This is a genomic window from Xanthobacter pseudotagetidis, assembly GCF_043194795.2.
GTDB lineage: Bacteria > Pseudomonadota > Alphaproteobacteria > Rhizobiales > Xanthobacteraceae > Xanthobacter > Xanthobacter tagetidis_A.
Genome location: NZ_CM195534.1, coordinates 3,499,276 through 3,511,971 on the forward strand (window position 1 = coordinate 3,499,276; position 12,696 = coordinate 3,511,971).

Annotated in this window: 9 protein-coding genes; 6 read left to right on the forward strand and 3 right to left on the reverse strand. The window is 70.2% G+C overall.

Annotation, left to right across the window (positions count from 1 at the left end; translation table 11 throughout):
• Nucleotide 1 precedes the first annotated feature (1 nt).
• From V5F67_RS16015 to V5F67_RS16030, 4 genes are read left to right on the forward strand one after another with little or no spacing between them, the layout of a single operon-like run.
• Nucleotides 2-832: an ABC transporter ATP-binding protein gene (locus tag V5F67_RS16015; protein WP_394016809.1), complete on the forward strand. Its 831-nt coding sequence runs from the start codon at nucleotides 2-4 to the stop codon at nucleotides 830-832.
• Nucleotides 832-1,725 (forward strand): ABC transporter permease, encoded by an 894-nt coding sequence (locus V5F67_RS16020; RefSeq protein ID WP_394016808.1) that lies wholly within the window; start codon nucleotides 832-834, stop codon nucleotides 1,723-1,725. Before V5F67_RS16015 ends, V5F67_RS16020 begins: the two co-directional genes overlap by 1 nt.
• The gene (locus V5F67_RS16025) at nucleotides 1,722-4,034 is read left to right on the forward strand and encodes a CehA/McbA family metallohydrolase domain-containing protein (protein ID WP_394016807.1); all 2,313 of its coding nucleotides are present in this window, start codon (nucleotides 1,722-1,724) and stop codon (nucleotides 4,032-4,034) included. The genes V5F67_RS16020 and V5F67_RS16025 overlap by 4 nt, the downstream gene beginning before the upstream one ends.
• Complete coding sequence (locus V5F67_RS16030) at nucleotides 4,034-4,828, forward strand: phosphosulfolactate synthase (RefSeq protein WP_394016806.1); 795 nt, start codon at nucleotides 4,034-4,036, stop codon at nucleotides 4,826-4,828. The genes V5F67_RS16025 and V5F67_RS16030 overlap by 1 nt, the downstream gene beginning before the upstream one ends.
• Before the next feature lie 178 nt (nucleotides 4,829-5,006).
• Here V5F67_RS16030 and V5F67_RS16035 read toward each other — a convergent pair whose 3' ends face one another.
• A complete protein-coding gene (locus V5F67_RS16035) occupies nucleotides 5,007-5,489 on the reverse strand; it encodes a hypothetical protein (RefSeq protein ID WP_394016805.1) in 483 nt (160 codons plus the stop codon).
• Between the two features lie 265 nt (nucleotides 5,490-5,754).
• On the opposite strand from V5F67_RS16035, the gene V5F67_RS16040 reads away from it, so the two are divergent.
• Both V5F67_RS16040 and V5F67_RS16045 read left to right on the forward strand, forming a co-directional pair.
• Nucleotides 5,755-8,541, forward strand: coding sequence for a valine--tRNA ligase (locus V5F67_RS16040; protein ID WP_394016804.1), 2,787 nt, complete (start codon nucleotides 5,755-5,757; stop codon nucleotides 8,539-8,541).
• A gap of 379 nt (nucleotides 8,542-8,920) precedes the next feature.
• Nucleotides 8,921-9,799 carry a tetratricopeptide repeat protein gene (locus V5F67_RS16045; RefSeq protein WP_394016803.1) on the forward strand — a complete coding sequence of 293 codons (879 nt, stop codon included), beginning with the start codon at nucleotides 8,921-8,923 and terminating at the stop codon, nucleotides 9,797-9,799.
• Between the two features lie 330 nt (nucleotides 9,800-10,129).
• On the opposite strand, the gene V5F67_RS16050 is transcribed toward V5F67_RS16045, so the two are convergent.
• Nucleotides 10,130-11,029 (reverse strand): PopZ family protein, encoded by a 900-nt coding sequence (locus tag V5F67_RS16050; RefSeq protein ID WP_394016802.1) that lies wholly within the window; start codon nucleotides 11,027-11,029, stop codon nucleotides 10,130-10,132.
• Nucleotides 11,030-11,216: 187 nt separating this feature from the next.
• The gene (locus V5F67_RS16055; RefSeq protein ID WP_394016801.1) at nucleotides 11,217-12,617 is read right to left on the reverse strand and encodes a TolC family outer membrane protein; all 1,401 of its coding nucleotides are present in this window, start codon (nucleotides 12,615-12,617) and stop codon (nucleotides 11,217-11,219) included.
• Between the last annotated feature and the right edge of the window lie 79 nt (nucleotides 12,618-12,696).

The window sequence follows — 12,696 nt, forward strand, 5'->3', positions numbered from 1 at the left end:
CATGACGGCCACCTCGCCCCTCGCTGCAACGGCCGCCGGCCGGGATCCCTCGGTTCCCGTGCTCACCGCCGACGACGTCTCGCTCCAGTACACCACCCGCGAGCGCATGGTGACCGCCACCTGGCGGGTGTCGTTCAAGGTCTATCCCGGCGACCGCTTCGTGCTGCTCGGGCCGTCCGGCTGCGGCAAGTCCTCGCTGCTGAAGTCGGTGGCGGGCTTCCTGCCGCCGGTGGAAGGACGCATCCGCCTCAACGGCCGCGACATCAGGGGGCCGGGACCGGACCGCATGATGGTGTTCCAGGAGTTCGACCAGCTCCTGCCCTGGAAGAGCGTGTTCGAGAACGTCGCCTATCCCATGCGCGTCAACTCCCGCTTCCCGAAGGCGGAGATCGAGCAGCGCGTGCGCGGCTATCTCGACAAGATCGGCCTCTCGCGCTTCGCCGACGCCCATCCGCACACGCTCTCGGGCGGCATGAAGCAGCGCGTCGCCATCGCCCGCGCCATGGCCATGGAGCCCGAGGTGCTGCTCATGGATGAGCCGTTCGCCGCGCTCGACGCCCTCACCCGGCGCACCATGCAGGCGGAGCTGCTGCGCCTGTGGGAGGACACGCGCTTCACCATCCTGTTCGTCACCCATTCCATCGAGGAGGCGCTGATCGTCGGCACGCGCATCCTCGTGCTCTCGCCCCATCCCGGGCAGGTGCGCGCCGAGCTCGACGCCACCGGCCTCGGCTTCGACAGCGTGGCGACGCCGCGCTTCGCCGAGCTCCAGGCCCGCATCGAGGACATGCTGTTCGCCGGACGGCCCGGCCACACGGCGGAGGCCCACTGATGACCGCAGCGCCCGTCTCCCTTCCCGCCGGCGATCCGCCGCCGCGCCCGGACTATGAGCGCCAGGTGGAGGCCGCCGCGGCCATCGGCGACATCGCCAGGAAGCTCACCTGGCGCGAGAAGCTGGTGCAGAACGCGCTGTTCCGCAGGGTGGTGATCCTGGTGGTGCTGGGCCTCGCCTGGCAGATCTATGCCAGCGTGCTCGACAACGAGCTGATGCTGCCCAAGCTCTCGGTGACCCTGGTCGCCCTGTGGGACGCCTTCGTCCACGGCACGCTCCTGGAGCGCACGCTGTTCTCGCTGGAGGTGCTGCTCATCGGCTACGCCATCGGCGTGGCGCTGGCGGCGGCGCTGGTCTCCGTCTCCGCCACCACGCAGGTGGGCAACGACCTGCTCTCGACGCTGACCGCCATGTTCAACCCGCTGCCCGCCATCGCGCTGCTGCCGCTGGCGCTGCTGTGGTTCGGCCTCGGCATGGGCTCGATCGTGTTCGTGATCGTCCATTCGGTGCTGTGGGCGGTGGCGCTCAACACCCATTCCGGCTTCCAGTCGGTGAGCGAGACCATGCGCATGGCCGGCCAGACCTTCGGCCTGAAGGGCCTGCGCTACATCTTCGGCATCCTCGTGCCGGCGGCGCTGCCCGCCATCGTCTCGGGGCTGAAGATCGGCTGGGCCTTCGCCTGGCGCACGCTGATCGCGGCGGAGCTGGTGTTCGGCGCCTCCTCGCGCTCGGGCGGGCTCGGCTGGTTCATCTTCGAGAACCGCGTCGCGCTGGAGACGCCCTACGTCTTCGCCGGCCTGCTCACCGTGATCCTCATCGGCCTCGCCATCGAGAGCCTCGTGTTCCGGACCCTGGAAACCCACACCCTCAGAAAGTGGGGCATGCAGCGATGAACGCCGTTCCTCCTCTTCCTTCTTCCGGCCCGGTGCGGGCGCGCCCGAACTGGGTGCCGCAGCCGCCCTCCATCGCCCCGGAGCTGGCCGGCACCGTGGACATCGCCCCGCGCGGACCGTTCGCGGCGGGCTCGATGCAGCACATCACGCTCACCTATACGGCGGGGCGCTACGGCATCGACGACACCGGCACGGTCAGGGTATGCTTCCGCTTCGCCACCGACCAGGGCCAGCCGCAGTTCGACGACCCGAAGGCGGCGAACTTCGTCAGCGTCGAAGCCTCGAACGGCGCCGTGCTCGACGCGCGCTTCGACTACAAGCTGAACGTGCGCCCCTTCGACCGCACGCTCGTGATCCGCGTGGTGAAGGGCTACCTGAAGGAAGGCGAGACCATCACCGTGCGCTTCGGCGACCCGCGCGGCGGCTCGCCGGGGCACCGGCTCCAGACCTTCGCCGACCCGTTCCACGAGTTCCAGGTGCTGGTGGACCCCATCGCCTGCGGGCATTACGTGCGGGTCCCGAACCAGCCCACCTTCGCCATCGTCGCCGGGCCGGCGACCTCCTTCACGGCGGTGATGCCTACCCGCCGCGCGCCGGGCGAGGAGGCATGGCTCGGCATCCGCGCCGAGGACCGGTGGGGAAACCCCGCCGATGTGGGCGGGCGCACCGTGCGGCTTGCGGCGAGCGGCCCGCTCGCCGGCCTGCCGCGGACCGCCACCTTCCCGGCGGGCGCCTCCTCGCTGCGCATCGACGCCCTGAAGGCCGAGGGCGAAGGGATCGTCCGCATCGACGTATGCGACGGGACAGGCGCGCTGCTCGCCGCCTCCAATCCGCTGGTCATCGCGCCGTCCGACGGCCTGATGCGCATCTGGGGCGACCTCCATGCCCAGAGCGGGGAGACCATCGGCTCCTCGTCCGCCCACGACTACATGCGCTTTGCCCGCGACATCGCCTTCATCGACGCGGTCGGCCACCAGGGCAACGACTTCCAGATCACCGGCGAGTTCTGGGCCGAGCTCAACGGCCTGATGGCGGACTTCAACGCGCCGGGCCGCTTCATCACCGTGCCGGGCTACGAATGGTCCGGAAACACCGGCCTCGGCGGCGACCGCAACGTGTTCTTCGGCACCGAGACCGGCACCATCCGCCGCTCCTCCCACGCCCTCGTGCCCGACCGCTCGGACGAGGCCACCGACTGCGTCGACGCGCGCGAGCTGTTCGCGGCGCTCGCCACGTCCGGCGACGACGTGATCTGCTGGGCCCATTGCGGCGGGCGCTATGCCGACATCACCTTCGCCCACGACACCGACCTGGAGCGGGCGGTGGAGGTGCATTCCAGCTGGGGCACCTTCGAGTGGCTGCTGGCGGACGCCTTCGGCCTCGGCTACCGCGTGGGCGTGGTGTGCAATTCCGACGGCCACAAGGGCCGGCCCGGCGCCGAGCCGCCCGGCGCCTCCATGTTCGGCGCGCTGGGCGGGCTCACCTGCTTCCTCACCGAGCGCTTCGACCGGGCGAGCCTGTTCGACGCCATGCGCGCCCGCCACCATTACGGCACCACCGGATGCCGGCTGGATATGACCGTGAAGGCGGCGCTGCCGGATGGCGCCAAGGTCTTCCGCGACGACCCGTCTTTGCCCGGTGCCGCCGGCCGGCCGGCGGCACAGGCGATCATGGGCGACATCGTGCGGATGCCCGCGGGCAAGGCCGCGCTCTCGGTCTCGGTGACGGCCCAGAGCCCCATCGCCGCCTTGGAGCTGCGCGACGGCACCACGGTGATCGAGACCATCCGCCCCGCCGCCGCGGCGCCGAAGGGCCGGCGCATCGTTGTCGCCTGGTCGGGGGCGGAGTATCGCGGCCGCTTCCGCCAGGTGGTCTGGGACGGCGGCCTGACGGTCACGGGCAACCGCATCCTCGCCATGAAGGAGATCAACTTCTTCAACCCGGACAAGCCCGCGAAGCTGGACGCGGACACGGTCTCCTGGAAGTCGGTGACCACCGGCAACTTCGCCGGCGTGGAATTGACCCTCGCCGATGCCGAGGCCGGCGAGATCGCGGTGGAGACCCCCGTCGGCCGCCTCCAGTGCGCCATCTCGGACATCGGCCCGGAGCCGATGGAGATCGACTGCGGCAAGCTCGCGCGCAAGCTCTCCGCCTGGCGGCTCGCCGACGAGGGCACCGCCTTCAGCCTCGATGTCACGCGCGAGATCGAGGTGGGCGCGGCCGAGCGGCGGCTGCTGGTGGCCGTGACCCTGGAGGACGGGCACCGCGCCTGGTCGAGCCCGATCTATCTCATCCCGGAGGGGGCGTGATGGCGCACCCCTTCGCCTTCGTGCCGGCCGCCGCCGGCCGCAGCCTTGAGAAGCCGCGCCGCACCGGCCTCACCATGATGATCGACCAGGGCCTCGGGCTGAACGCCGCCGCGGACGTGGTGGGCGCGGCCGGGGCCTATGTGGACCTCGTGAAGATCAAGACCGGCACCGCCCGGCTCTATAGCGAGGGCTACCTCAAGGAGAAGCTGGCGCTCTACCGCGCGGCGGACATCCGCCCCTTCATCGGCGGCCAGTTCCACGAATACGTCTTCGCGACGCTCGGCGCCGCCGCGCTGCCGCGCTTCTACGAGGAGGCGCTGCGGATCGGCTTCGCCACCATCGAGATCTCCGACAACGTGGTGCCCCTCACGGAGGACGAGCGCGCGGGCCAGATCGCGGCGGCGCGCGCGGCCGGCCTCTCGGTGTTCGCCGAGGTCGGCGCCAAGGACCGGCGGACGACGGCCGAGGAGATGATCTCGCAGTCCGCCGTCTGCCTCGCCGCCGGCGCCGACCTGGTGCTGGTGGAGGCGGCCGAGCTGGTGGAGAACGGCGTTGCCGACGAGGCCATGCTGGCGGCGCTCAATGCCGGCATCGCCGCGGACCGGCTCATGATCGAGCTGCCCGGCCCCTGGATCAAGGACGTGCGGACCTGCGACATCGAGGCGCTGAAGAAGCTTCTGGTGAGGCGCTTCGGGTCGGACGTGAACGTCGCCAACGTCGCCCCGGACACGGTGCTGGACTTCGAGGCCACGCGCCAGGGCCTGGGCGTCGCCGGCCCGCCCTCGCACTGGTGAGCGCCTAAGGCGGCGCCGCGGAACATCCGTTTCCGATCGACGCCCCCACTCCCCTCCGTGCTCCCTCTCCCCGACGGGGAGAGGGTGGGGGTGAGGGGGGCGGCGCCGGGTGATAAGCAGGCGCCAATACTCGGTGTCGCAATAATCACCCGGTCCTCGTACGCCGCGCCGATCAGCTCTAGCGCTTGGTCTCCACCAGGAGCACCCAGGCCTCGGCTGCCGCCTTGACGATGGAGAGCACCATGGCGGCCGCGATCCAGTAGATGCCTGCTGCATCGCCGCGGATCAGCAGCACGCCGCCGGCGAGATAGGGCAGCACCGCCAGCTCGAACAGCACCAGATTGAGGGTGACGACCAGCCGCGGCCGCTGTTCGCTCGCAGCATCGGTGATACAGATCCAGCTGCCGCCGATGAAGAGCGGCGTCGCCGCGGCCGCCACCACGAGCCCGTGTATCAGCAGCCCCAGCGCCGGCATCAGGAACACCAGAGACAGCGCGGTCGCCACCAGGAGGAGCACCAGCGCCAGCAGCGCCCGGCTGGCGAGGCCGCGCCCGGCCAGGATGCGCTCCAGGTTGAGCGACAGCCCAACGAACAGCAGGCCGAGCAGCGCCGAGGCGCTGGCCACCATCGCCGAGAAAAAGTCGCCCCACGCCTCGTTCATACCGCCCGTCCACGCGCCTGCCAACGGCGCATCCCGGCCGCGGGACCGGTTCAATAGAGCATCCGGGCCTGCCATCGTCCATGGCGCGGCGGGACTCTGCGGGATGCCGCGACGCCGATCGCCTGGCCGGACCGCCGCGGGCGCCGCCGCGCGCGGTTGACGCCGGCCCCGCCATGCGGCTTTAACGCCGCCTGAGATTTCAATCGTGTCCGCGCGCCGCTCCTGCGGCCGCCCGGCCGCCGTACCAGGTTCCGGAGCCCCGTCCATGCTCGAGAAGATCTTCGATCCCGCCTCCGTGGAGGCGCGCATCGCCAAGGCCTGGGAGGACGAGGGCGCATTCCGCTGCGGCCGGCCGGACCGCAAGGACGCCGAAGGCTTCTCCATCGTCATCCCGCCGCCCAACGTCACCGGCTCGCTCCATATGGGCCACGCGCTCAACAACACGCTCCAGGACGTGCTGGCCCGCTTCGAGCGCATGCGCGGCAAGGACGTGCTCTGGCAGCCGGGCACCGACCATGCGGGCATCGCCACGCAGATGGTGGTGGAGCGCCAGCTCATGGCGCAGCAGCTGCCCGGCCGGCGCGACATGGGCCGCGCCGCCTTCATCGGGAAGGTGTGGGCCTGGAAGGCGGAATCCGGCGGCACCATCGTCGGCCAGCTCAAGCGCCTCGGAGCGTCGTGCGACTGGTCGCGCGAGCGCTTCACCATGGACGAGGGGCTCTCGCGCGCGGTGCTCAAGGTGTTCGTCCAGCTCTACCGCGAGGGGCTGATCTACAAGGACAAGCGCCTGGTCAACTGGGACCCCAAGCTTGTCACCGCCATCTCGGACCTCGAGGTCCAGCAGGTGGAGACCAAGGGCCACCTCTGGTACCTGCGCTATCCGGTGGAGGGCGAGAAGGACACCTTCGTGGTGGTGGCCACCACCCGGCCCGAGACCATGCTCGGCGACACCGCCGTGGCGGTGCACACCAACGACGAGCGCTATGACGGCCTGGTCGGCAAGAACGTGGTCCTGCCGCTCACCGGACGCCGCATCCCGATCGTGCGCGACGACTATTCCGACCCCGAGAAGGGCTCGGGCGCGGTGAAGATCACCCCGGCGCACGACTTCAACGACTTCGAGGTGGGCCAGCGGCACGACCTGCCGATGATCAATGTGCTCGACGCCGAGGCGCGCATCGACGTGCAGGGCATCCTGGACGACTATGCCGAGCGCCCCGAGGCCTATGTGGACGCTCCGGACGCCGCCGGTGTGCTCTCGCACTTGAAGGGCATGGACCGCTTCGCCGCGAGGAAGCACATCGTCGATCTGCTGACGGGCCTCGACCTCGTCGAGAAGATCGAGCCGCACCCCCACATGGTGCCGCACGGCGACCGTTCGGGCGTCGTCATCGAGCCCTGGCTCACCGACCAGTGGTACGTGGACGCCAAGACGCTCGCCCAGCCGGCGCTCGCGGCGGTCCGGGACGGGCGCACGAAGTTCGTGCCGAAGAACTGGGAGAAGACCTATTTCGAGTGGCTGGAGAACATCCAGCCCTGGTGCATTTCGCGCCAGCTCTGGTGGGGCCACCAGATTCCTGCCTGGTACGACCCGTTCGGCAACGTGTTCGTGGCCGAGGACGAGGACGAGGCCTTCGAGCAGGCGATCGCGCACAATGTGGGCAACGAGACGCTCTCGCCCGAGGAGGCGGAGGCGTTGATTGAGGACGCGGACAAGCGCGCCCAGTTCCTGACCCGCGACGAGGACGTGCTCGACACCTGGTTCTCCTCCGCCTTGTGGCCCTTCTCCACCATGGGATGGCCGGACGACACCGCCGAATTGAGGAAGTTCTACCCTACGTCGGTCCTGGTGACGGGCTTCGACATCATCTTCTTCTGGGTCGCCCGCATGATGATGATGGGCCTGCATTTCATGGACGGCGAGGTGCCGTTCAAGGACGTCTACATCCATGCCCTCGTCCGGGACGAGAAGGGCGCGAAGATGTCGAAGTCCAAGGGCAATGTCATCGACCCGCTCGACCTCGTGGACGAGTACGGCGCCGACGCGCTGCGCTTCACGCTCGCCGCCATGGCGGCCCAGGGCCGCGACATCAAGCTCGCCACCTCCCGCGTCGAGGGCTACCGCAACTTCGCGACCAAGCTCTGGAACGCGGTGCGCTTCGCCGAGATGAACGGCTGCGTGCGGAAGGCGGGCTTCGACCCCGCCAAGGTGGAAGGCACGCTGAACCGCTGGATCATCGGCGAGGCGGCGCGGGCTTCGCGCGAGGTGTCGGACGCCATCCTCGCCTATCGCTTCAACGAGGCGGCCGGCGCGGTCTACCGCTTCATCTGGAACGTGGTGTGCGACTGGCACCTGGAGCTGGCGAAGCCCGTGCTCTCCGGCGCCGACAGCGCCGCCAAGGAGGAGACGCGCGCCGCCACCGCCTATGTGCTCGATGTGGCCATGGCGCTGCTGCACCCGTTCATGCCGTTCCTCACCGAGGAATTGTGGGCCGAGACCGGCAAGGCCGGCCCGGCCCGCGAGGGCTTGCTGGCGCTCGCGCCGTGGCCGGACCTCACGGGTCTCGATGCGCCAGACGCGGAGGCGGAGGTCGGCTGGGTGGTGGACCTCGTCACCGAGATCCGCTCCGTGCGCGCGGAGATGAACGTGCCGGCCGGCGCCCAGATCCCGCTGGTCCTGGTGAGCCCCAGCGCCTCGACCGAGATCCGCGCCGCCGAATGGGGCGAGTCCATCCGCCGTCTCGCCCGCCTCTCCGACGTCGCGCTGGCGGACAAGGTGCCGGCGGAATCGGTGCAGATGGTGGTGCGCGGCGAGGTGGTGGCGCTGCCGCTGGCCGGCGTCGTCGACCTTGCCGCCGAGCTCGCGCGCCTGCGCAAGGAGGAGGGCCGGCTCGACCAGGAGGTGGCCCGCATCGACGGCAAGCTCGCCAATGCCAGCTTCGTCGCCCGCGCTCCCGAAGAAGTGGTGGAGGCGGAGCGCGAGAAGCGCGAGGAGTATCTCAGCCGCAAGGAGAAGGTGCGCGCGGCGATCGCCCAGCTTTCGGCCTCCTGACGGGGGCCGAGGCCGCTGCGGATAACGCCTGCTCTGGCGTCACAAGTGTGTGACGGCAAAGACACAGACGGGCGCATTCGCGGCGCGCGCCGGGGCCGCCGGCCCATGCGCCGCGAAGCCGCCACAAAACGCCGTGAAACCAATCTGCAACGCGCGGCGGTGTGTGTAGCCCGGAAGGTATTTCCGGCCGAGGCGCTCAAGGTGGGTCCGTATGGGCGGCGTGATCATCAAGGCGACAAGGCCCGGTTTGGGGGCCGATCTGAGCGGGTTCCGCCGTGGGGCAGCCGCAACGCGGCCTTTCCGCGGCCCCGATATTGCCAACCGGCCGGGGCAGGATTTGCCCATGATGTCGGTCGACAGGTCTTCAGAGCGCAAGCGGATGCCCCGCTCCGTCGCACGCACGTTTCGCGTTGGCGTGGCGGCGTGCGCCGTGGCGTTCCTGGCGCAGGCGCCGGTGGCGGCCTTCGACGGCCAGCCGGACGCCAATCCCTCGGCGCCGGTCGCCACCCGCCCGCTCACCCCGCCGGCCGACGTGCCGCTCGCGCCGCCCATGCGCCCGGTGGACGAGGCGTTCCGCTCCGGCGCCCGCGCGCTCGCTTCGGGCCAGACGGCCAAGGGGCTCGACGCGCTCGGCTATGCCGCCGCCCAGGGCCATCCCATGGCCCAGTGGAAGCTCGCCCGCATGTATGCGGACGGCGACGGTGTGAAGCGCGACGACGCCAAGGCGTTCGAGTATTACAGCAAGATCGCCAACACCCATGCCGAGGACTATCCCGGCACCGCGCAGTCCCGCTTCGTCGCCAATGCCTTCGTGGCCCTCGGCTCCTATTATCTGATCGGCATCCCCACGGCGGGCGTGAAGCGCGATCCCTCGCGCGCCAAGGACATGTTCTCCTACGCCGCCTCCTATTTCGGCGACGCCGACGCCCAGTTCCTGCTCGGCAAGATGTATCTCGACGGCGTCGGCATGCAGCGCGACGCGCGCAATGCCGGCCGCTGGCTGAGCCTCGCCTCGCAGAAGGGGCAGTACAAGGCGCAGGCGCTGCTCGGCGAGCTGCTCTTCAAGGGCGACGACGGCGTGCCGCGCCAAAGCGCGCGCGGCCTCATGTGGCTCACCATCGCCCGCGAGGCGGCGGCCCGCCCCGAGGACAAGTGGGTGGTGGACCTGCACGAGGAGGCCTTCGCCGAGGCCACCGCCGACGAGCGTGCCCAGGCCCTGACCTATCTCGAGAACTGGCTCTCCCGCCAGCGCCGCTGAGCCGGTCTGTCGCCGGCCGCTCTGTCGCCGCGCCCTTGCGCCGTGGCGACGGCGTTTGGGCATCCCAGATCTTCAGGAAGACCGCTGGTTCAAGCCCCTCTCCCCGAGGGCGTGCGAGGCTGCGCCCTCCCGGCAGGAGCCGGTGCTGCTTCGTGATGTCCCCTCTCCCTCAGGGGAGAGGGGGGAGCGGCGGAGGTCGCGTCGGCGACCGGGCGATACGCCCGGTGTGAGATCGGCAGGAGGCAGGATAGGACGCGGGCGGACAGCCCTTACGGCACGCGGCCATGACAGCGGGCGGATAATCCTCGACACGGATGGCAGGCTGCACGTTCAGCGGCCGGAGCGCACCACCCGCTCGATCTCGGCGCGCACCAGCTGCTCGACGAGGTGAGGCAGGTTCTCGTCCAGCCATTCCTTCAGCATCGGCCGCAGGATCTCCTTCACGAGATCCTCCACCGTGCGGTCCCGCTGCGGCAGGACGAGATCGCCGAGCGCATTCAGGGACGAGGCGATGGCGGCATCGGCGGCGGGCGAGAGCAGGTCCTTGCGGCGCCCAAGAGGAAGCGGCGCCTCGCTCTCCCCCGCGGCGCGGGCGGCGGCGAGGGAAGGCCGCTGCGGCGCAGGCTCCGCCGCGGACGGGCGCGCAAGGTTCTCGCGCATCTCCCGGCGCTCGGTCCGGCGCGCCGCGCGCTCGGCGTCGGCATCGCGCGCGACGCCGCGCGCCTCGCGGCGATCGTCGAAGCCGGGGGTGGGATCGGACGGGTAGCGGCGGGGCTCCCCGCCGTCGCCGCGCGGCGCGGGACGGGGCGCGCGCCCTTCGGCCCGGCGCTCGGCGGCGCGCTCCTCGGAGGCGCGCAAGTCGGCGAGATGGGCATCGAGTTCCTGAAGCGCGTCGAGCCCGTCGAAATCCGCCAGCGGCTGCTCCTGGCCACGCGGATCCGGCCCGCGCCCCTCGGAGCTGCGCATTTCCTGGCCGCGCATTTCCTGGCCGCGCATTTCTTGGCCACGCACCTCGTGCCCGCGGCCCTCGCCGCCGCGCATCTCCTGGCGCGCGGGGGCGGGACGGCGCTCGGCGCGCGGCTCCCAGCGCCGCACGTCCGCGCCGCGCTGCGGCGGCTCCTCGTCGTAGCGGCGGGGGGAAAGGGCAGCCTCGGCGGCGCCGCGGCGCTGCGACGAGGTCAGCTCGTCGTCGGCGATGATGCGGCGGATGGAGGCGAGGATCTCGTCCATGGAAGGTTCTTGGAGCTTGGGGCTTGCAGACATGTCTCGACACCTCGGCCGGAGACGTCACTCGACCCTCGCGCTGGCAAACGCGACCGGACGCCAGAATCACCTGTAACTTCGGGAATTATGGCATCCGAAATACTTGTCGCAACCCGCGCGGGCGTCCTTTATCCGGCTTTATTTGTATCCGGGTTTATTTGCCGTCGGGGGTACGAACACCAGCCCAGCTGTCGCGCACCTGATTGTAGTGAACGGTGGGATTGTAGACGTTCACCTTCAGGCGCAGCGAGATCGCATCGAGCTTGCCGATGATCGACACCAGCGAATAGGCCGCCACCACGCGATCGCGCTGGGCCGTCACCAGGGCCGAGCGGCTGTTGGTGAGGTCGCGCTGGGCGTTCAGCACGTCGGTCGTCGTGCGCTGGCCCACGCGCCACTCCTCGCGCACGCCTTCGAGGGCAAGGGTGTTGGCCGCAACCGCCGACTGGGCCGCCTCGATCTGCGCCTTCGACGCCTCGAGCGCGCCCCAATACTGCACCGCCTGGGCGCGGATGGTGTCGCGGTTCACGTCCACCTCGATCCGAGCCTGGGTCAGCAGCTCCTTGGCCTGGCGGATGTTCGCGTATTCAACGCCGCCCTGGTAGATCGGCACCGAGAGGTTCAAGGTCACCTCGGCACCCCGCGCGCTGTCCACCGCATTGGAGGTGTCGTAGGCCTGGAACAGCTGGCCCTGGAGGTTGAGGTTGGGCGCGAGCGCGCCCTCCGCCACCTTCACCTGGAACATGGCCGCGTCGACGGCGAACTGCGACGCCTTGACCGCCGGATGGTGGTCCAGGCCGGCGGTGACCACCTGGCCGAGATTGCGCGGCAGCATGGCCTCGATCACCGAGCCCGGCGACATGAGGCGCCCCGGCTCGACGCCGATCACCTGCCGGTAGACCGCCTTGGCGGACGAGAGGTTGGCGACCGCCTGGCTGACGCCATACTGCGCGTCGGCGACGCGCGCCTCGGCCTGGGCGACGTCGGTGCGGGTCACCTCGCCCACATTGAAGCGGTCGCGCGTGGCGCGCAGCTCCTGCTGGAGGGCGGCGAGGTTCTGATTCTGCAGATCGAGCAGCGCGATCGCCTGGATCACGTTCATGTAGGCGGTGGCGCCGCTCAGCAACACCGACTGCTCGGTGTTGCGCAGCGTCTCCCGCGATCCACGCACCTGCGATTCGGCGCTCTGAGTCGTGTTCGCGGTGATCAGGCCGTTGAAGATGGTCTGAGTGGCGGTCAGCGCGAACTGGCGCGGCCACAGGGTGCCGCTGGTGCTCACGCCGGACGCCTTGGACCTGGCGGATTCCACGCCGGCGGACGCCGTGGCGAACAGGGTGGGACGGTAGCCCGACAGCGCCTGGGGCACGCTCTCATCCACCGCGCGCGTCCCGGCGCGCTGCGAGTTGAGGGTCGGATTGTTCACATAGGCCTGGGCAAGCGCCTGATCGAGCGTCTGCGCCCCGGCTTCCCGTGCGGGAATGGCGAACGCGGCCAGCGCCATGAGGGCCGCGGCGGAGGCCAGGGCCGGTCGGCGCATGCTCGTCGCAAACGACATCGAGTTCTCCTGGTCCGACACGGCATGCTCCAGCCCCCGTCGAGGACTGTGCCGTGCGGTAACTTTCTGGAAAGATATC